We start from the raw sequence: 17881 nt of genomic DNA, 5'->3' as shown, positions 1-17881 counted from the left end.
ATAGCAAGAAACTGACCTCCCGCTGCGGCGGACGGTCCCTAACGATTTGAGAGTTTCTACGATGAGGATCATTGCGTGCGGCAGCGTGCCGACGATCATCGCGCCTGAAAAGTATTTCACCGGCAAGGTGCTGCAGACGCCGATCATCGAGAAGGAGGCGCCGGCGCGGCTGAGGGCGACCCTGGTCAGTTTCGAACCGGGCGCCCGCACGCATTGGCACACGCACCCGCTCGGCCAGACGCTCTATGTCACCGCCGGCGCCGGGCTTGCGCAAACGTGGGGCGGGCCGATCGAGGTGATCAGGGCCGGCGACGTCATCTCCTTCGCGCCGGGCGAAAAGCACTGGCACGGCGCCGGGCCGAAGACCACGATGACGCATGTCGCCATGCAGGAAGCGCTGGACGGCGTCCATGCCGAGTGGCTCGAGGCGGTCTCCGACGAACAGTATGGCGGCTGATTGCCGTCCAACAAAAACCCGGCGCGAAGCCGGGTGGTTTTGTGGATGGCGGCGTTGCCGATCAGGTCAGCGACGCAGTGAAGCGCTGGATGCGGGTGCAGGCTTCCTCCAGCAGCGCCTCCGATGTTGCGTAGGAGATGCGGAAGTTCGGGCCGAGGCCGAAGGCCGATCCGAACACAACGGCAACGCCTTCGGCGTCGAGCAGCTCCGAGCAGAGGGCTTCGTCATTGTCGATGACCTTGCCGGCCTTCGTCTTCTTGCCGATCAGCTCAGCGCAGGACGGATAGACGTAGAAGGCGCCTTCCGGCGATGGGCACGAGATGCCGCGCGCCTGGTTGAGCATCGACACGACGAGGTCGCGCCGGCCCTGGAAGATCGCCTTGTTCTTGGCGATGAAGTCCTGCGGGCCGTTGAGCGCCTCGACGGACGCCCATTGCGCGATGGTGCAGGCGCCGGAAGTCTGCTGGCCCTGGATCATGTCCATTGCCTTGATCAGCGGCACCGGGCCGGCGGCGTAGCCGATACGCCAGCCGGTCATGGCATAGGCCTTCGACACGCCGTTCATGGTCAGCGTGCGCTCGTAGAGGCTCGGTTCGACCTCGGCGATGGTCTTGAAGAAGAAGTCGCCATAGGTCAGGTGCTCATACATGTCGTCGGTCAGCGTCCAGACATGCGGGTGCTTGAGCAGCACGTCGGCCAGGGCCCTGAGTTCACGCTCGGTGTAAGCGGCGCCCGATGGGTTGGACGGCGAGTTCATCAGCAGCCATTTCGTCTTCGGCGTGATCGCCCTTTCCAGCACCTCAGCCGTTAGCTTGAAGCCGTTGTCGATCGAGGTGTCGGCAAAGACGGACGTGCCGCCACAGATCGCCACCATTTCCGGGTAGCTCACCCAATAGGGGCGCGGGATGATGACCTCGTCGCCGGGGTTCAGCGTCGCCATGAAGGCGTTGAACAGGATCTGCTTGCCGCCGGTGCCGACGATGGTCTGCTCCGGTCGGTAGTCGAGATTGTTCTCCCGCTTGAATTTTTTCGCGATCGCCTCGCGCAGCGGCGCGATGCCGGAGACCGGCGGGTACTTGGTCTCGCCACGCCGGATCGCCTCGATCGCCGCGTTCTTGATGTTATCGGGCGTGTCGAAGTCCGGCTCGCCGGCGCCGAGGCCGATGACGTCACGGCCGGCATTTTTCAGCTCACGCGCTTTCTGCGTCACCGCGATGGTCGCGGAAGGCTTCACGCGGGAAAGGGCGTCGGCAAGAAAGGCCATGACAGAGCGTCTCCAAGAGAGGGGCGCGGCCAGGAGCGGCCGCGGCGCCTCTCATGTCGCATCATCGGGCCAAGCGCAAGCATTGTCGGGTGATCCAGAGGTCAAGGTGGCGTGAGCGGCAACTATAAATTCATCAACGAGCGGTAAACCCTTGGCTGGCAGGATGGCAGATCGAATTCCGCTTATTCTGCGGAGCGAGGGACCTTTGTCGCGCAGCATCGGGCTTGCCCATATCATCCGTCATGATGACGGCACCTCAAGCGGTGTCTGGGGAATCTACACGCTGCAGAGCGCCTTCCAGCCAATCTTCGCCTTCGATGGAGGCAAGCTTTCGCTCGTCGCCTTCGAGGGGCTTATCCGCCCGTTCCGCGACGGTGAGCCGCAATCGCCGATGAGCTTCTTCGGCACTTGCCCCGCAGGCGACCGGCTGCATATCGAGGCGCTGACCAGGACGCTGCATCTGCTCAACGCCGGCGGCTGTCTGCCGCAAGAGGCGTCGATTTTCGTCAATTTCGATCCGTCGGTGTTCACCGACCGCGCCATCGTCGACAAGGCGCTGCGCGACATGCGGCTGGTGCTGCACGAGGCCGGCATCGACCCGCGCCGTATCGTGTGCGAGGTCACCGAGCAGAAATCGGCTTCGCAGGAAACGCTCTACAGCTTCGTCGAGGCGCTGCGCGCCAACGGGTTCCGCATCGCCGTCGACGATTACGGCGCCGACGAATCCGACATCAACCGCATAAAGGAATTGCGGCCGGACATCGTCAAATTCGACGCCAACTGGATCACGCAGCTGATGGAGTCCGGAGCCGGATTCGCGCTGCTGACGACGATGGTGACGAGCTTCGAAAATCAGGGCATCCGCACGGTTTTCGAAGGCATCGAGGAAGGCTGGCAGCTCGAGCTCGCCGAGAAATCCGGGGCGTCAATGGTGCAAGGCTATGTGCTTGCCCGGCCGGAGCTGGCCTCGACCAGTCTTCGCGTCTTCGGCAAGAGTGTGCAGGCGCCCGCGGCCGGGCAGGGCAAGACGACAGCGGCCGCCAGTCCCGCTCCGGTGGCGTCAGCTCGCCCAACCAAGGCGTTTGGGCGCAAGGTGACGCCATGATCGGGCGGCCCGACAGGCAGCGCCCCGAAAGGCGGCGAAGTGTCGCCGAAGCGATCTTCGAAGACGAGATCGGCCTTCAATTCGGCGTCTATGGCGGGTTCCGGCTGTGGAGCGCCTACCAGCCGATCTTCGCGCCGCGTGGCAGATCGCTGCAACCCGTCGCCGTCGAGGCGCTGATCGAGCCGCGGCGCGTCGCGACGCCGGTTGCGCCGCAAGTTTTCTTCGACAGCGTTGCGGCAAAGGACCGGCTGTTCGTCGAGACGATGTGCCGGATGCTGCATCTCGGCAACTACCGCAACATCGGCGTCGATGGCCTTACCCTGTTCTTCAACTACAATCCGATGATCAACGATCATCTCGGACGGGCGCTCGCCGAGATCCGGCTGATGGCCAGGCATCTCGGCGATTTCGGCCTCGAGCCGGCCATGCTGGTCTGCGAGATCACCGAGCAGGCAGCCGACGAGCATGTGCTCGCCCGCCTCGTGCGCGAGATGAGGCGTGGCGGTGTCCGCATCGCCATCGATGACTTCGGCACCGGACATTCGACCGAAGCGCGCATCGGCCTGCTGTCGCCCGACATCGTCAAGATCGACGGCGGCTGGTTCGCCGAGTTCTGCCGCCATGCCGCCGCCGAGCGGTTCTTCCGGCCGCTGGTTTCGACGCTGCACGACCGCGGCGCCAAGGTGCTGGTCGAGGGCATCGAGCATGCCACGCATCTGCGCGTCGCGCTCGATGGCGGCGTCGACCTCCTGCAAGGATATCACCTCGCCCGCCCGGCGCTCGCCGGCACCATCTTCAACGAAGAGCCGCTGGCGATCGATGCGCTGCTCGGCATGGACAACAAGGTAGTGCCTTTGCATCAGCGCCGCTGATGCTTTCACTCAAAAACAAATCACTGGATGAACTCCGCACAGGCGAGTTAGAGGCTGCCGATCGTTCGTCGCGCGCGGAGAGGGGCCATGATCCTTTATGACATGATCGACAGCGGCAATTGCTACAAGCCGCGTCTGTTGATGGCAAAGCTCGGCATTCCCTTCACCCGCATCGAAGTGAGCTCGCACACCGGCGAGACGCGCAAGGCCGACTATGTCGCCAAGAACCCCAACGCGATGGTGCCGCTGCTCGAGCTCGACGACGGCCGACGCATCGCTGAATCCAACGCCATTCTGCTCTATCTCGCCGAAGGCACGCGCTTCCTGCCGGCCGACAGATATGAGCGGGCGCTGGCGTATCAGTGGCTGTTCTTCGAGCAGTACAGCCACGAGCCCTATATCGCGGTGCGCAAGGCGCTGCTCACATTTCCCGAGAGGGCGAAGGATGCGACGCCGGAACGGTTGGCGCTGACCTTGGAGCGCGGCAACAAGGCGCTCGGCGTGATGAACAAGCATCTGGAGCAGAACGCCTTTTTTGCCGGCGCCAGCTACAGCGTCGCCGACATTGCGCTCTATGCCTACACTCACACCGCCGAGATGGGCGGTTTCCAGCTCGACGCCTATCCGGCCGTGGTGGAGTGGCTGAAGCGGGTCGAGACGGACAAGGGGCACGTGCCGATCGAGTGGGTGGGGTAGTCTGTTTCTATGCCGCAGCATTTTGCAGCCGCCGAATGCTGGCTATTTGATGAGACGATCGTATTCGGCATGGGGTGCCGATCCAGATCCAGTCGAAGCATCAGCGCTTTCGAGGGCCAAGGCCCGATAAGTGTCGTTTATCCTCGCCGACCAAAGCTCTCCCACCTTTTGAAATGGAGGGATGGATGTCGCGGATTGGTCTCATCGAAGTGAAGTTCTTGTCGGCCGGTACGGCGAACGGCCTTTGGTCACGCAGTTTGCCGGCAGCAAAGTGGGACCACAAGCGCGGGCGGCGGCTTGCCAATTCAGGCAACAAAAAAGGCGGGACAATGCCCGCCTTCCTATGCTGGTAGCCTGATCGGAAGCGTTGGGGCCGGGCCGGCAGCTATCTGCTGTTCCAGCTTGTCGGGTCCTTTCGCTCCGGCGCGCTTATCGCACGACCGTCAGTACATCCGTGACTTGCCGCCCGCTCCAGGCTCTCGCCCGGTGCGCGTCGCTAACTAGGCGCATTGTGCAATGCCAGGCGATCACGCCCGGCTGCAAAATGCCAGCGCCAAATCAGGCTGCCTTGCTCAGAGACCCAGCAGCGGACTTGCCGGTGCGGCGGTCCTGCTCGATCTCGAAGCTGATCTTCTGGCCTTCAACGAGGGTGGTCATGCCAGCGCGCTCGACGGCGGAGATGTGGACGAAAACGTCCGCGCCGCCATTGTCGGGCTGGATGAAGCCGTAGCCCTTGGTGGCGTTGAACCACTTAACCGTACCAGTTGCCATGTAGAGTCCTTCACATTTGCTTCGTTTGACCGGACCAAAGCCCGGCCGGTGGTATCGAAATTTTGGAGATAGACGTCAGCAAACGCGAAGATCGCGGCCCGATCGATCGGCCAAATTCAATGCGCCGGATATAGTATGGTTCGCGAACGAAAACAAGATGGCGTTACCGGCATGTGCCGCGATAGCGTCCAACGGAGCCCACTGCGCTTGGAAGGTTTGCAGCCGGGGATGCGTTGTGGAGGGAAGATGCGCTTGCTGTTGCGGGAGAAGATCATGAGGACAATTCTGCTTGCCGCCTGCCTGATGTTGGTGGCCGCCGAGGCGCAGGCCGTCTCGCGCTACGACCCGACGCGCATGAGCTGCGACCGCGTGCGGGCGACGATCGCCAGGCAGGGCGCGGTCATCCTGCGCTATCAGTCGACGCGCGTGCCGGGACTGCCGCTTTATGACCGCTATGTGCGGGACGAGCGCTTCTGCAACATGGGCGAGGTGAGAGCGCGGGCCTATGTGCCGAGCGCCGATACTAAATCCTGCCCCGTCTATATCTGCAAACGGCCGGACTTCGACCGGCATTTCCGACGGCGGATCTTCCCACGCCATTAGAGTCCTTTCGGCAAGCTGTGTCAGAACGCGAATGATGCCTGAGCGGCCGGCGGCGGACCGACCCGCACGCCTTCCATGGCCAGCATCTTCTCCTTGGTGGCCGAGCCGCCAGTAGCCGAGAAGCCGCCGATCTTGCCCCCCGCGGCAAGGATGCGGTGGCAGGGAATGACCAGCGGCACCGGATTGGCGCCGAGGGCTGCACCGGTTTCGCGGGCAAGCCCGGCATGGCCGGCCCGCTTGGCCAGTTCGCCATAGGTGGTGGTCTCGCCGAAGCCGAGCTTGCGCGCAGCGTCATAGATGGCGAGGCGGAAATCGTCGACGCCGTCGAGATCGACCGGCACGCCGGAGAAATCGACATCCTCCCCGGCCGCATAGGCCTTGATCGAGGCGATCAGTTCGACCACCCATTGCGGCTGTTCGGTGGAGGTAGAGACGCCGGCATGGCGAAACAGGCGGCGCTCGACCGCTTCGCGGCTACGCTCGGGCAGGCAGAGCCGGATCAGGCCCTTTTCGCTCCAGGCGATGCCCATGAAGCCGATCACTGTTTCTAACACTGCGTGGCCGGCCGTGATCGGCAATGCGTTTTCCATGGGTGCGCTCCTTTCCGCAAACTGCGAAAAACGGGTACATCCCCAGTACAGATGGGGAACAATATCGCAGTTTGCTTCGAGTCTCGCCACCCGAAAGCTGCACACTGGCCCTGATTGCCCGGTTGGAATCGCTGGTGTAAGGACTTTTCAACAACGGACAATCGGACCTGCAGGGCTTGGCAGCGAAAATCATCCTCACCGCGATCGGCGTGCTCGTTGCCGCTGCCGGCCTCAGCGGCTGTACCTCGACCTCACAGATGAAACCCTCGCCGGCGCTTGCGGCGGCATCGACGCCGGCCGCCGAGGACGACACACCAACCATCGCGCTGCCCGAAACCGTTGCTGTGCTGCCGGAGCCTTCCGGCCTCGCTCAGGTGCAAACGGCGGCGCTGACCGGCGATGCCGTGGCCCTGACGACGGCACCTGGGGCGACGGCGCCTGGCGCGACGACGGCTGGCGCGCCGTTGCCGCCGCCCGCGCAGCCCGGCGCCGCGCTCCCGCCGCCGGCGCAACCTGCCGCGTTCGCCGGCTCGACACCCGTGGCCGGGCAGTTTCCGCCGCCGCCCGTGCTGATGGCCGGCGCATCGCCGACCGGCCCCGGTGCGCTCAAGCAGGCCGCCGTCTACCGGACTGCCGCTGTTGCCATGCCGGTCACCGGCCAATCTGCGAAGGTGGTTCCCATGCCGGGCGTGCAGCAGGTCGCCTATGTGATGCCGCAGAACCCGGCGCTGCTTGCCCAACCGGGCCCCCAACAGGATGCCACGGGTCCGCGCGCCGAGATCGAGCGGCTGATCGAGAAATATTCGGCGATCTACGAAGTGCCGGTCGATCTGGTGCGCCATGTCGTCAACCGTGAGAGCACCTTCAATCCGAAGGCCTATAATCACGGTCATTGGGGGCTGATGCAGATCAAGCACGCGACGGCACGCGGCATGGGCTATGACGGGCCGGCAGCCGGCCTGTTCGACGCCGAGACCAATCTCAAATACGCTGTCAAATATCTGCGCGGCGCCTGGCTGGTCTCGGGCGGCAACGCCAAGCGGGCCGACCAGCTCTATCAGACGGGCTATTATTACGACGCCAAGCGCAAGGGCCTGCTCGATCAAACGGGTCTCGGCGTCGACCGCCGCCGCCTGCAGCCAGGCGCCTGAGCGCCGGCAACGAGGCGCGTCCCATCGGTCTTTTGGGGCAGTTGCATGCGTGACACTGACAGTCGCCGGCCGCCGACCCCCAACGATGTCCACCTTCGCAAGCTTCTCGACGATGCGCTGACCGCGCCGCATTGGCCGGAAGGCTTCGTCATGCGCCCGTTCGAGCACAGGGATGCGCAGGCCCTGCACGCACTGCTGGAAGAGGCATTCGACGACGGCGCCGAAGGTCCGTTCGACGAATGGTGGCCGCGCATCTCAGACGATGCCGAGTTCGATCCGGACCTCTGTTTCCTCGTCATCGACGGCAAGGGGCTGCTGGCGGGCGCCGCGCTTTGCTGGGCGTCGGGCTTCGTCAAGGATCTGGCGGTTCATCCGGACTCGCGAAGGCACGGCATCGGCGAGGCGCTGATGCGGCACGTGTTCCTGACTTTCCGCGACAGGGGTGCAGCCCATGTCGACCTCAAGACCAACACGGTGAAGAACCCCGCCGCCTTCAGGCTTTACGAGCGGCTCGACATGCTCCCAGTGGCGTGGGAAGGGTAACGCTTCGCGGCATTTGCCTGCGGCGGCACAACCGAATGCGGGGCGCATTGTGAACCGCTTCACACAAGCTGACGTTAGGGCATGCTAATGCGTCGTGGTGCAGGGCGGCCGATCGGCGGATCGACGCTGGCAAGGCGTCGGAGGGGCTGTGCCGGCATGCGTCAGCCACTCCAAGGCGGGCTCCGGGGCGGCGGGTTTCGGAGCCCGCCCGCTTTGGGCGTGCGGCCAATCGCGAGATCTCCCTTAACCGAGTGACTCGGGTCAGTCCCCTCGCGGCCCGTCCCCGATGGCCATGTCGGGAACCCCGAAGCGTCGCTCCGCATTCAATGCGGGCGGAGGGTCATCATCAGCCGACGCGGCAAGGTCCGCGTGGACGGTTCCGAGGCGAGGCCCACCAGCATGAAATTTTACCGCGCATTCCTCGCACTTGCCGTCGGCGCGATGCTCGCGGTGGCGCCGGCTCGCGCGGTCGAGCTGTCGATCGTGTCGGGCGACACGGGCAACGGCATCAAGGTCTTGCGCGAGATACTCGACCGCTACCAGAAGCGGAGCGGCAACAAGGTCGACATCGTGGTGATACCGCCGTCGGGCACCGACCAGTTCGGTCAGTTCAGATTGTGGCTCGCGGCGGGAAACAGCGACATCGACGTCTACCAGACCGACGTGATCTGGGCGCCGCAGCTTGCCAGCCAACTCGTCGATCTCACCGCGGCGACCAGGGATATCGTGGCCGAGCACTTCCCGTCGATCATCCAGTCGCAGACCGTGAACGGAAAGCTGGTGGCGCTGCCGATCTTCACCGACGCGCCGGCGCTCTATTACCGCAAGGATCTGCTCGACAAATATGGCGCCAAGGTGCCGACCACCTGGCAGGAACTGGCCGACTCCGCCAAGCTCGTCATGGACAAGGAGCGCACCGCCGGCAACAAGGACCTGTGGGGTTTCGTCTTCCAGGGCAACGCCTATGAGGGGCTGACCTGCGATGCGCTCGAATGGGTGATGTCGAATGGCGGCGGCCAGATCATCGAGCCCAACGGCACGGTCTCCATCAACAATCGACAAGCCGCGGCCGCGCTCGACATGGTCAAGGGCTGGATCGGCACCATTGCGCCGCCGGGCGTGCTCGCCTACCAGGAAGAGGAATCGCGCGGCGTCTGGCAGACCGGCAATGCCGTCTTCATGCGCAACTGGCCCTATGCCTATGCGCTCGGCAACAGCGAGACCTCACCGATCAAGGGCAAGTTCGATGTGGCGCCGCTGCCGGCAGGAACCGGCGAAGACGCCCGGCCGACGGCAACGCTCGGCGGCTGGAACCTCGCGGTTTCCAAATATTCCAAGCACCAGGACGCGGCGATCGATCTGGTGAAGTTCATCGCCTCGCCCGAGATGCAGAAATATCGGACGCTGAGGACGTCCAACCTGCCCACCATCAAGGCGCTCTATGACGATCCCGATATCGCCAGGGAACAGCCGATCGTCCCGCGATGGAAGCAGATATTTCTGAACGCGGCGCCGCGCCCTTCGGCGGTCGCCAAAATCAAGTACAACGAAGCCTCGAGCCAGTTCTGGACGGCCGTCCACAACACCATGTCGGGCGACGGCAGCGCCGCCGACAATCTGGCCGATCTCGAAGCCAGGCTGACCAGGCTGAAGGGCAAGGGCTGGTGAGGGCGATGCCTGTGAGCCGCTCGCGCCTGATGCGGCAACGCGTGCGCTCGGCCTGGCTGTTTCTGGCGCCGATGCTTCTGGTCCTTGCCGCCGTCGCCGGCTGGCCGCTCCTGCGCACCTTCTACTACAGCTTCACCGACGCCTCATTGGCCGATCTCGACGCCCGCCAATGGGTCGGCTTCGACAATTATTTCTCGATGCTCAGCATGCCGAGCGGCCGCGTGCTCTATGACGGGCTGCTCGCCGATCCGGTCTGGTGGCGCGCCGTCTGGAACACGCTGCTCTTCGCCGTAGTCTCGGTGGGCTGTGAAACGGTCCTCGGCATGATCGTGGCGCTCGTTCTCAACGCCGATTTCAGAGGCCGCGGCATCGTCAGGGCGGCGATCCTCATTCCATGGGCGATCCCGACCATCGTCTCGGCCAAGATGTGGCAGTGGATGCTCAACGACCAGTTCGGCATCATCAATGCGGTGCTGCTCAACCTTGGCCTGATCGACGCGAAAATCGCCTGGACCGCGAGCACCGACACGGCGATGATCGCGGTGCTGATCGTCGACATCTGGAAGACGACACCGTTCATGGCGCTGCTTTTCCTGGCCGCGCTGCAGATGCTGCCGCGCGATGTTATCGAGGTCGCCAGGCTCGACGGCGCCAATCCGTGGCAGATCTTCTGGAAGGTGACCTTGCCGCTCATCCGCCCGGCGGTCATGGTTGCGGTGATCTTCCGCGCGCTCGACGCGCTACGCATCTTCGACCTGATCTACGTGCTGACGCCCAACAACGTGCACACCAAATCGATGTCGGTGTTCGTGCGCGAGAACCTGTTCGAGTTCGACAAGTTCGCCTATGGCTCGGCCGCCTCGACGCTGCTTTTCCTGATCGTCGCCCTGCTCACCATTTGCTACATCCGCATCGGCCGGATAGAGCTGGAAGGAGGCCGCTGAGATGGCGATGTTGAAGCGCCTGGGCTTCTTCCTGCTGGTGGGGGCAATCGTCTTCGTCGCGGTGTTTCCGCTCTATTACGCCATCGTCACCAGCCTGAAATCCGGCACAGAGTTGTTCGAGGCGAGCCTTTGGCCGCAGGCGTTAAGCCTCGCCAACTACAGGAACGTGCTGGTCGAAGGTCCCTTCCTGCGCAATCTCCTGAATTCGCTGGTCGTCTCGGGCGCCGTCGTGCTCATCTCGCTGCTGCTCGGCGTGACCTCCGCCTATGCGCTGGCACGCGTCCAGTTTCGCGGCCGTTCGGCGCTGATGCTTGCCATATTGTCGGTGTCGATGTTTCCGCAGGTCGCGGTGCTGGCCGGCCTGTTCGAGATCATCCGCGCCTTTGGCCTCTACAATTCGCTCATCGCACTGATCTTCTCCTACATGATCTTCACGCTGCCGTTCACCGTCTGGGTGCTCACCGCCTTCTTGCGCGACCTGCCGGTCGAAATCGAGGAAGCGGCGATCCTCGACGGCGCGACGCCATGGATCATCGTCACTCGCGTCTTCCTGCCGCTGATGTGGCCCGCATTGGCGACTACAGGGCTGCTCGCCTTCATCGGCGCATGGAACGAGTTCCTGTTTGCGCTGACCTTCACCTCCAACAACGCGCAGCGCACGGTGCCGGTGGCGATCGCGCTGCTTTCCGGCAACTCGCAGTTCGAGATCCCCTGGGGCAACATCATGGCCGCTTCGGTGATCGTCACGGTGCCGCTGGTGGTGCTGGTGCTCATCTTCCAACGCAAGATCGTTTCCGGCCTAACCGCCGGCGGCGTGAAGGGATAGGCCGTGCTGATGTTCAGGTGATGCCGGGCTGCAAATGGCGGTGTCCTGCGCTTCGGTGTTCACGTACTTCAAGCACGCTCCGGTATTCTCGGTACGATCATCCTCGGCTCGGCCTGACCCTGACTCAACACGGCCTCCTTCACGCCCTCAACGCAACCGGCAGCGCCATTTCGCGTTGGAAGTGCAAGGGGCTGATCGGAGATTCCAGATGAAAACGCTTCTGACCGCGGCCACCATGGCGCTCCTTGCCGGCGCGCCGGCCACCCTTGCTCAGTCGAGCGACAGCGACGATGTCGCGCCAATGGCGGCAGACAACAAGGTCGACACGCAGACTTTCGTCACCACCATACCCAATGCCAATGAGTTCGAAATCCAGGCGAGCAGGCTGGCCGAGGAGAAGTCGCAGTCGGACGAAGTCAAGGCTTTTGCCAACGAGATGGTCAGGGACCACACCAAGGCAGGGGAGGATTTCAAGGCGGCGATGAGCCAGGGCCAGACGACGGCTTCTATCAAGTCGGCCGGCCCCGCTCTGGGGCCTAAGGAACAGCAGATGCTAGGCGAGCTGAAGCAGGCGAGCGGCACGGAGTTCGACCGGAAGTATATCAAGATGCAGATGGATGCGCACAGGGACGCGGTCGCGCTGTTCAGCACCTATGCCAATTCCGGCGACGACCCGGCGCTGAAGGAATTCGCCAAGAAGACTCTGCCGGTGCTGAAAATGCACGAGAAGCATGTGAAGGAACTGGCGGTGGCGCATCACGGGTGAGGGGTGGTTTCTGCCCCCGCAGCGGGTCCTCAGCTCGCCTTGATCTGCTCGACCGCCGTTGCCAGCAACTCGTCCATGGCCTGGCGAATCTGGGCATCCGACTGGACGACGCCCGCCGCGTCGAAGTCGGCACGGACCTTGCGGAACACGTCGTTGTCGCCCGCTTCCTCGAAATCCGCGCGCACCACCTCTTTCGCATAGGCGTCGGCATCCACGCCGGATTTGCCGAGCTTTTCGGCGGCCCACAGGCCGAGCAGCTTGTTCCGGCGCGCCACGGCCTTGAACTTCGTCTCCTCGTCCATTGCGAATTTCTTTTCGAAGCCTTCCTGACGGTCCCTCATGCTGCTCATGGTTTGCCTCGCTCAGACGTGAGTTCGACCGCCTCCGATGCATGCGAAGAGCGGCCAGGAGAAGCGAAAATGGGGAGCATGAAGGCCTGTAGCAAGGCCTGATCGTGGTGTGGACGCCGCGGACCCGAAATTCGTGCCATGCCGGGCCGAAGCTCCGATGTGATTTGACCTGGCCGGGCCGTAGCCTACTTTCGACCTGGCAGGAGGAGTGGAGGAGACGGGCGATGAAGTCACCGTTGAACCATATGCAGGGCGTCGTGCTGACTGCGGCGTTGATGTTTGCTGCCGGCACTGCCGCCTATGCCCATCACGGCTGGTCGTGGACGCAGGACGACTTCTTCGAGCTCAAGGGCAAGATCGCGGCGATCTATATCGGCAATCCGCATGCGACGCTGGACGTCGATGCGAAGGGGGAGGTGTGGCGGGTGGAGATGGCGCCGCCGGCCCGCACCATCGCCGCCGGCTTCACCGAGGAGGTCGCCAAGGTCGGCGACGCGGTGACCGCGATTGGCCATCGCTCGCGCGAGGAGGCGGAAAAGCGCATGAAGGCGGTGCGCATCATCGTCGGCGGCAAGCGCTACGACGTCTATCCCGACCGACTGCCGCCGGCCTAGATGGCGGAGTTTCTGGCCGGCATCGAGCAGCTTGCCTTGGTGCGCGGGCTGAAAGCCTCCTTCGTCGCCTATCCGATCGTCAATGCGCTGCACATCATGGCGGTCGGCGCGCTGCTCACCAGCGTCGGCCTCATGGATTTCAGCGTCCTTGGCGCCTTCCGCTCGCTGCCCCACGCGCCGTTCGTCGCGCTGCTGCGCCGCGTAGCCCTTGGGGCGTTTGGCGGCGCGATCATCACCGGGGCGCTGCTGTTTTCGGTAAAGGCGGGCACCTATGCGGCGATGCCGATCTTCGTTGCCAAGATAACACTGATCCTGCTGGCGGGGGCCAATTTCCTCGCCTTCACGCGCTTGACCCGCACGAGCGGGGTGGCCGAGTCGGCCGGGGGTATCGCGGCCGTCCTGGCCGTGATTTCGCTCGGCCTGTGGACCTGCGTGCTTTTCGCCGGGCGGTTCATAGGGTTTTTGTGAAGCAGTTCCACGAAGAGCCGGCTGCTGCTCAGATGTCCGGCGCGTTGCCGACTTTCTTCTTCATCTCCAGCGCCCAGGCGCGGCCTTCGTCGCCGCCCCACAGCAGCCAGGCGATGTAGCCGGCAGAGGGATTTTCCTCGTTGCCGTAGTTCTTGCCGCGCTTGTCGACCTCATGGCGGGCGAAATAGCTGACCATGCGGCGGATGGTCGAGGGTGAAAGGTTCTTGCGGTTCTTCAACTCCGTCGCCCTCGCGACGCCGATCTCGGTGCCGCCGCGGCCAAACTGCTTGCGCAGGCGCAGCCCCTTGGCGGCGTTGTCGGCGACCACCTGCGGGCAGCACAGGTCGATTTCGTCTTCGGACATGTCATTCATCGCAGATTTTTAGTCTACGAGCAGAATGCGGGGAAGCAGAGTTCCGAAGTTGCTAATCGGTGCCGGTACCAATGCCCTGAGATGAAAGGGCACGAAGTCGCGCTCTACGGCGCAATCCTAAGCAGGCGAAACGGGCGCTCAGTCGATAGGCCAGCGGTTGCGGCAACGGTTCATTAATAGTCAGTCAATCGCTGGAATGGGCCGCCCGAATGAGCGTTGCCTTGTCGCCTGCCGCCGAAGATTGGCAAGACCGTTCATTAGACAGAGATTGCACCGTGGCTGGTGCGCTTCGTAGCGCCAATAGCCTTACCCAAAATATTCCTGCAGCGGCCGGACCTCGAGGTTCCCCGCCCTTAGCGCCGCGATCGCCTCGGCCACGGCCGCAGCACCCGACAGCGTGGTGTAATACGGCACCTTCTGCATCAGCGTCGCGCGGCGGAGCGACTTCGAGTCCGACACGGCTTTCTGGCCGTCGGTGGTGTTGAAGACGATCTGGACCTGGCGATTGCGGATGGCGTCCTCGATGTGGGGGCGGCCTTCGAGTACCTTGTTGATCTTTTCCGCCGTCACGCCGTTCTCGGCGAGGAAGCGGGCGGTGCCGGAAGTGGCAAGCACCTTGAAGCCCTGCTCGGCGAGGCGTTTTACGGCGGGCAGAATTCCCTTCTTGTCTTCGTCGCGCACCGAGACGAACAGCGTGCCCGCGCGGGGGAGATCAACACCCGCCCCTAGCTGGCTCTTGGCGAAGGCCAGCGCAAAGTCGCGGTCGAGGCCCATCACCTCGCCGGTCGAGCGCATTTCCGGCCCGAGCAATATGTCGACGCCGGGGAAGCGGGCGAAGGGGAAGACGGCTTCCTTGACCGCGATATGGCCGGGATTGCGCGCGTCAGGCATGGCGCCGTAATGCGCGAAGGCGTTTTCCAGCGTCTCGCCGGCCATGATGCGGGCGGCGATTTTCGCAATGGGACGGCCGATGGTCTTGGCGACGAAGGGCACGGTGCGCGAGGCGCGGGGATTCACCTCAAGCACATAGACCGTGCCGTCCTTGATGGCGTATTGCACGTTCATCAGGCCGCCGACATTGAGCGCCCGGGCAAGTGCGGCGGTCTGGCGTTCCAGCTCGTCGACGAGTTCCGGCTGCAGCGAATACACCGGCAGCGAGCAGGCGCTGTCGCCCGAATGGATGCCGGCCTCCTCGATGTGCTCCAGGATGCCGGAGACGAAGGTTTCCTTGCCGTCGCAGAGGCAGTCGACATCGACCTCGGTGGCGCCGGTCAGATAAGTGTCGAACAAAAGCGGGTTCTTGCCGAGCAGCGTGTTGATCTGGCCGGTCTTGTCGGCCGGGTATTTCTGCTTGATGTCCTCCGGCACCAGGCCGGGCACGGTGTCGAGCAGATAGGTCTGCAGCATGCCTTCGTTGTAGATGATCTGCATGGCGCGGCCGCCGAGCACATAGGACGGGCGCACCACCAGCGGAAAGCCGAGCTCGGCAGCGACGAGGCGCGCCTGCTCGACCGAATAGGCGATGCCGTTCTTCGGCTGGGTGAGCCCGAGCTTGTGCAACAGCTTCTGGAAACGGTCGCGGTCTTCCGCAAGGTCGATCATGTCGGGTGAAGTGCCGAGGATCGGGATGCCGGCCTTCTCCAGCGCGTCGGCCAATTTCAGCGGCGTCTGGCCGCCGAACTGGACGATGACGCCGACCAGCTCGCCGGAGGCCTGCTCGGCGCGCAGGATCTCCAGCACGTCCTCCGGCGTCAGCGGATCGAAATAGAGCCGGTCGGATGTGTCGTAGTCGGTCGACACGGTCTCCGGGTTGCAGTTGACCATGATCGCCTCGAAGCCGGCGTCGCGCAGCGCAAAGGCGGCATGGCAGCAGCAATAGTCGAACTCGATGCCCTGGCCGATGCGGTTCGGGCCGCCGCCGAGGATGACGACCTTCTTGCGCGACGAGACGCGCGCCTCGTTGGCGAGCTCGCCGGCGAAGGGCGTCTCATAGGTCGAATACATATAGGCGGTCGGCGAGGCGAACTCGGCGGCGCAGGTGTCGATGCGCTTATAGACCGGATGAACGCCGAGTTTTTGCCTGGTCTTTTGAATCACTTCCGCGTCGGTCCTGGTCAGCGACGCCAGGCGTGCGTCGGAAAAGCCCATCGCCTTCAGCATGCGCAGGTTCGCCGCGTCCTGCGGCAGGCCGTGCTCGCGGATGCGCTCTTCCATGGCGATGATGCCGGCGATCTGCTCGAGGAACCACGGGTCGATCTTGCACATGGCGTGCACGTCTTCGAGCGAGGTGCCCATGCGGATCGCCTGCGCCACCATGCGCAGCCGATCGGGGGTCGGCGTGCCGAGCGCGGCGCGGATGGCGTTGCGGTCGTCGACGTGGTCTGCCGAGCCAAGGCCGGGGATCTCGATCTCGTCGAGGCCGGTGAGGCCGGTTTCCAGTCCGCGCAGCGCCTTCTGCAGCGATTCCTGGAAGCTGCGGCCGATGGCCATCACCTCGCCCACCGACTTCATGGCGGTGGTCAGCACCGGCTCGGCGCCCGGGAATTTCTCGAAGGCGAAGCGCGGGATCTTGGTCACCACATAGTCGATCGAGGGCTCGAACGAGGCCGGCGTCGCGCCGCCGGTGATGTCGTTCTCCAGCTCGTCCAGCGTGTAGCCGACGGCAAGCTTTGCCGCGACCTTGGCAATCGGGAAGCCGGTCGCCTTCGAGGCGAGCGCGGACGAGCGCGAGACGCGCGGGTTCATCTCGATGACCACGAGGCGGCCGTCGGCCGGATTGACGGCGAACTGGACGTTGGAGCCGCCCGTCTCGACGCCGATCTCGCGCAGCACCGCGATCGAGGCGTTGCGCATCATCTGATACTCTTTGTCGGTCAGGGTCAGGGCCGGCGCGACGGTGATGGAATCGCCGGTGTGCACGCCCATCGGGTCGAGGTTCTCGATCGAGCAGATGATGATGCAGTTGTCCGCCTTGTCGCGGACCACTTCCATCTCATACTCCTTCCAGCCGAGCACGCTCTCCTCGATCAGCACCTCCGTGGTGGGCGAGGCGTCGAGGCCGGACTGAACGATGTCGTAGAATTCGGCGCGGTTGTAGGCGATGCCGCCGCCGGTGCCGCCCATGGTGAAGGAGGGGCGGATAATCGCCGGCAGGCCGACATGGTCGAGCGCTTGCGCCGCGATCGCCATGGCGTGGCTGATATAGCGCTGCTTGCGGTCGCCTTCGCCGAGATTCCAGCGCGTCTCCAAAGCATCGAGCGCGGCATCGAGGTTTTCGGGGTTCTCGGCTTTGAGCGCGGCGCGCTCGGCCTCGTGGATCTTGCGGTCGGCGTCCTTGACTTCTGTGGCGTTGGCCAGCATCGAGCGCGGCGTCTCCAGCCCGATCTTGCTCATCGCCTGGCGGAACAGCGCGCGGTCCTCGGCCTTGTCGATGGCATGCGCATCGGCGCCGATCATCTCGACATTGTAGCGGTCGAGCACGCCCATGCGGCGCAGCGACAGCGCGGTGTTGAGCGCCGTCTGGCCGCCCATGGTGGGCAGCAGCGCGTCGGGGCGCTCCTTGGCGATGATCTTCGCCACCACTTCCGGCGTGATCGGTTCGATATAGGTGGCGTCTGCCAGCTCCGGATCGGTCATGATCGTGGCCGGGTTGGAGTTGACCAGGATGACGCGGAAACCCTCTTCCTTCAGCGCCTTGCAGGCCTGGGTGCCGGAATAGTCGAACTCGCATGCCTGGCCGATGACGATGGGGCCGGCCCCGATGATCAGGATCGACTTGATGTCGGTGCGTCTTGGCATGGTCTATGGATTCCGTTCGGCG

At 64.0% G+C, this 17881-nt stretch carries 19 protein-coding genes; 13 read left to right on the top strand and 6 right to left on the bottom strand.

Features of this window, described 5'->3' with window-relative positions; all coding sequences use genetic code 11:
* Nucleotides 1–61: 61 nt before the first annotated feature.
* On the top strand, nt 62–457 hold the full coding sequence (locus tag CK222_RS20635; RefSeq protein WP_095801631.1) for a cupin domain-containing protein: 396 nt from the start codon (nt 62–64) through the stop codon (nt 455–457).
* A 61-nt stretch (nt 458–518) separates the two neighbouring features.
* Here the strand turns inward: CK222_RS20635 and CK222_RS20630 are convergent, their stop codons facing one another.
* Entirely contained in the window at nt 519–1721 is a 1203-nt protein-coding gene (locus CK222_RS20630) for a pyridoxal phosphate-dependent aminotransferase (RefSeq protein ID WP_095801630.1), read from the bottom strand.
* A 205-nt stretch (nt 1722–1926) separates the two neighbouring features.
* On the opposite strand from CK222_RS20630, the gene CK222_RS20625 reads away from it, so the two are divergent.
* From CK222_RS20625 to CK222_RS20615, 3 genes are all read left to right on the top strand, one after another.
* Nucleotides 1927–2826: an EAL domain-containing protein gene (locus tag CK222_RS20625; RefSeq protein ID WP_067326657.1), complete on the top strand. Its 900-nt coding sequence runs from the start codon at nt 1927–1929 to the stop codon at nt 2824–2826.
* Nucleotides 2823–3698: an EAL domain-containing protein gene (locus CK222_RS20620; protein ID WP_095801629.1), complete on the top strand. Its 876-nt coding sequence runs from the start codon at nt 2823–2825 to the stop codon at nt 3696–3698. The genes CK222_RS20625 and CK222_RS20620 overlap by 4 nt, the downstream gene beginning before the upstream one ends.
* A gap of 87 nt (nt 3699–3785) precedes the next feature.
* Complete coding sequence (locus CK222_RS20615) at nt 3786–4394, top strand: glutathione S-transferase family protein (RefSeq protein ID WP_095801628.1); 609 nt, start codon at nt 3786–3788, stop codon at nt 4392–4394.
* Nucleotides 4395–4952: 558 nt separating this feature from the next.
* Here CK222_RS20615 and CK222_RS20610 read toward each other — a convergent pair.
* Entirely contained in the window at nt 4953–5165 is a 213-nt protein-coding gene (locus tag CK222_RS20610; RefSeq protein ID WP_066994534.1) for a cold-shock protein, read from the bottom strand.
* A 273-nt stretch (nt 5166–5438) separates the two neighbouring features.
* Here CK222_RS20610 and CK222_RS20605 point away from each other — a divergent pair, with 273 nt between their 5' ends.
* A complete protein-coding gene (locus tag CK222_RS20605) occupies nt 5439–5768 on the top strand; it encodes a hypothetical protein (RefSeq protein ID WP_067327152.1) in 330 nt (109 codons plus the stop codon).
* 20 nt (nt 5769–5788) lie between these two features.
* Here the strand turns inward: CK222_RS20605 and CK222_RS20600 are convergent, their stop codons facing one another.
* The gene (locus CK222_RS20600) at nt 5789–6358 is read right to left on the bottom strand and encodes a methylated-DNA--[protein]-cysteine S-methyltransferase (protein ID WP_066994936.1); all 570 of its coding nucleotides are present in this window, start codon (nt 6356–6358) and stop codon (nt 5789–5791) included.
* A 176-nt stretch (nt 6359–6534) separates the two neighbouring features.
* On the opposite strand from CK222_RS20600, the gene CK222_RS20595 reads away from it, so the two are divergent.
* The 6 genes from CK222_RS20595 to CK222_RS20570 all read left to right on the top strand — a co-directional run bounded on the left by CK222_RS20595 (nt 6535) and on the right by CK222_RS20570 (nt 12256).
* On the top strand, nt 6535–7509 hold the full coding sequence (locus CK222_RS20595; protein ID WP_067326652.1) for a lytic transglycosylase domain-containing protein: 975 nt from the start codon (nt 6535–6537) through the stop codon (nt 7507–7509).
* A 45-nt stretch (nt 7510–7554) separates the two neighbouring features.
* A complete protein-coding gene (locus CK222_RS20590) occupies nt 7555–8052 on the top strand; it encodes an N-acetyltransferase (protein WP_095801627.1) in 498 nt (165 codons plus the stop codon).
* 399 nt (nt 8053–8451) lie between these two features.
* A complete protein-coding gene (locus CK222_RS20585; RefSeq protein WP_095801626.1) occupies nt 8452–9720 on the top strand; it encodes an ABC transporter substrate-binding protein in 1269 nt (422 codons plus the stop codon).
* Nucleotides 9721–9725: 5 nt separating this feature from the next.
* Nucleotides 9726–10664, top strand: coding sequence for a sugar ABC transporter permease (locus CK222_RS20580; RefSeq protein WP_095801826.1), 939 nt, complete (start codon nt 9726–9728; stop codon nt 10662–10664).
* A gap of 1 nt (nt 10665) precedes the next feature.
* On the top strand, nt 10666–11490 hold the full coding sequence (locus CK222_RS20575) for a carbohydrate ABC transporter permease (RefSeq protein WP_095801625.1): 825 nt from the start codon (nt 10666–10668) through the stop codon (nt 11488–11490).
* A gap of 208 nt (nt 11491–11698) precedes the next feature.
* The gene (locus tag CK222_RS20570) at nt 11699–12256 is read left to right on the top strand and encodes a DUF4142 domain-containing protein (protein ID WP_095801624.1); all 558 of its coding nucleotides are present in this window, start codon (nt 11699–11701) and stop codon (nt 12254–12256) included.
* Between the two features lie 29 nt (nt 12257–12285).
* Here the strand turns inward: CK222_RS20570 and CK222_RS20565 are convergent, their stop codons facing one another.
* Nucleotides 12286–12606: a DUF1476 domain-containing protein gene (locus CK222_RS20565; protein ID WP_066994550.1), complete on the bottom strand. Its 321-nt coding sequence runs from the start codon at nt 12604–12606 to the stop codon at nt 12286–12288.
* A gap of 224 nt (nt 12607–12830) precedes the next feature.
* Here CK222_RS20565 and CK222_RS20560 point away from each other — a divergent pair, with 224 nt between their 5' ends.
* Nucleotides 12831–13220 carry a DUF6152 family protein gene (locus tag CK222_RS20560; RefSeq protein WP_067326721.1) on the top strand — a complete coding sequence of 130 codons (390 nt, stop codon included), beginning with the start codon at nt 12831–12833 and terminating at the stop codon, nt 13218–13220.
* The gene (locus CK222_RS20555; protein WP_067326725.1) at nt 13221–13688 is read left to right on the top strand and encodes a hypothetical protein; all 468 of its coding nucleotides are present in this window, start codon (nt 13221–13223) and stop codon (nt 13686–13688) included.
* Between the two features lie 28 nt (nt 13689–13716).
* Here the strand turns inward: CK222_RS20555 and CK222_RS20550 are convergent, their stop codons facing one another.
* Together CK222_RS20550 and carB are read right to left on the bottom strand one after the other, a co-directional pair.
* Nucleotides 13717–14052 (bottom strand): hypothetical protein, encoded by a 336-nt coding sequence (locus tag CK222_RS20550; RefSeq protein ID WP_095801825.1) that lies wholly within the window; start codon nt 14050–14052, stop codon nt 13717–13719.
* Nucleotides 14053–14367: 315 nt separating this feature from the next.
* On the bottom strand, nt 14368–17859 hold the full coding sequence (gene carB / locus CK222_RS20545) for a carbamoyl-phosphate synthase large subunit (protein ID WP_095801623.1): 3492 nt from the start codon (nt 17857–17859) through the stop codon (nt 14368–14370).
* Between the last annotated feature and the right edge of the window lie 22 nt (nt 17860–17881).

Origin of the sequence: Mesorhizobium sp. WSM3866 (genome assembly GCF_002294795.1) — a bacterium.
In the GTDB taxonomy this organism is placed as follows: Bacteria; Pseudomonadota; Alphaproteobacteria; order Rhizobiales; family Rhizobiaceae; genus Mesorhizobium.
Note: the sequence above shows the minus strand (reverse complement) of the source record. Positions and strands in the feature narration are given on the sequence as shown.

Excerpts from the sequence above, each read along its gene's own strand:
- CK222_RS20635 (WP_095801631.1), top strand. The coding sequence starts at position 62 with ATGAGGATCATTGCGTGCGGCAGCGTGCCGACGATCATCGCGCCTGAA.
- CK222_RS20630 (WP_095801630.1), bottom strand. The coding sequence starts at position 1,721 with ATGGCCTTTCTTGCCGACGCCCTTTCCCGCGTGAAGCCTTCCGCGACC.
- CK222_RS20620 (WP_095801629.1), top strand. The coding sequence starts at position 2,823 with ATGATCGGGCGGCCCGACAGGCAGCGCCCCGAAAGGCGGCGAAGTGTC.
- CK222_RS20615 (WP_095801628.1), top strand. The coding sequence starts at position 3,786 with ATGATCCTTTATGACATGATCGACAGCGGCAATTGCTACAAGCCGCGT.
- CK222_RS20610 (WP_066994534.1), bottom strand. The coding sequence starts at position 5,165 with ATGGCAACTGGTACGGTTAAGTGGTTCAACGCCACCAAGGGCTACGGC.
- CK222_RS20605 (WP_067327152.1), top strand. The coding sequence starts at position 5,439 with ATGAGGACAATTCTGCTTGCCGCCTGCCTGATGTTGGTGGCCGCCGAG.
- CK222_RS20600 (WP_066994936.1), bottom strand. The coding sequence starts at position 6,358 with ATGGAAAACGCATTGCCGATCACGGCCGGCCACGCAGTGTTAGAAACA.
- CK222_RS20590 (WP_095801627.1), top strand. The coding sequence starts at position 7,555 with ATGCGTGACACTGACAGTCGCCGGCCGCCGACCCCCAACGATGTCCAC.
- CK222_RS20585 (WP_095801626.1), top strand. The coding sequence starts at position 8,452 with ATGAAATTTTACCGCGCATTCCTCGCACTTGCCGTCGGCGCGATGCTC.
- CK222_RS20580 (WP_095801826.1), top strand. The coding sequence starts at position 9,726 with ATGCCTGTGAGCCGCTCGCGCCTGATGCGGCAACGCGTGCGCTCGGCC.
- CK222_RS20575 (WP_095801625.1), top strand. The coding sequence starts at position 10,666 with ATGGCGATGTTGAAGCGCCTGGGCTTCTTCCTGCTGGTGGGGGCAATC.
- CK222_RS20570 (WP_095801624.1), top strand. The coding sequence starts at position 11,699 with ATGAAAACGCTTCTGACCGCGGCCACCATGGCGCTCCTTGCCGGCGCG.
- CK222_RS20565 (WP_066994550.1), bottom strand. The coding sequence starts at position 12,606 with ATGAGCAGCATGAGGGACCGTCAGGAAGGCTTCGAAAAGAAATTCGCA.
- CK222_RS20560 (WP_067326721.1), top strand. The coding sequence starts at position 12,831 with ATGAAGTCACCGTTGAACCATATGCAGGGCGTCGTGCTGACTGCGGCG.
- CK222_RS20555 (WP_067326725.1), top strand. The coding sequence starts at position 13,221 with ATGGCGGAGTTTCTGGCCGGCATCGAGCAGCTTGCCTTGGTGCGCGGG.
- CK222_RS20550 (WP_095801825.1), bottom strand. The coding sequence starts at position 14,052 with ATGTCCGAAGACGAAATCGACCTGTGCTGCCCGCAGGTGGTCGCCGAC.
- carB (WP_095801623.1), bottom strand. The coding sequence starts at position 17,859 with ATGCCAAGACGCACCGACATCAAGTCGATCCTGATCATCGGGGCCGGC.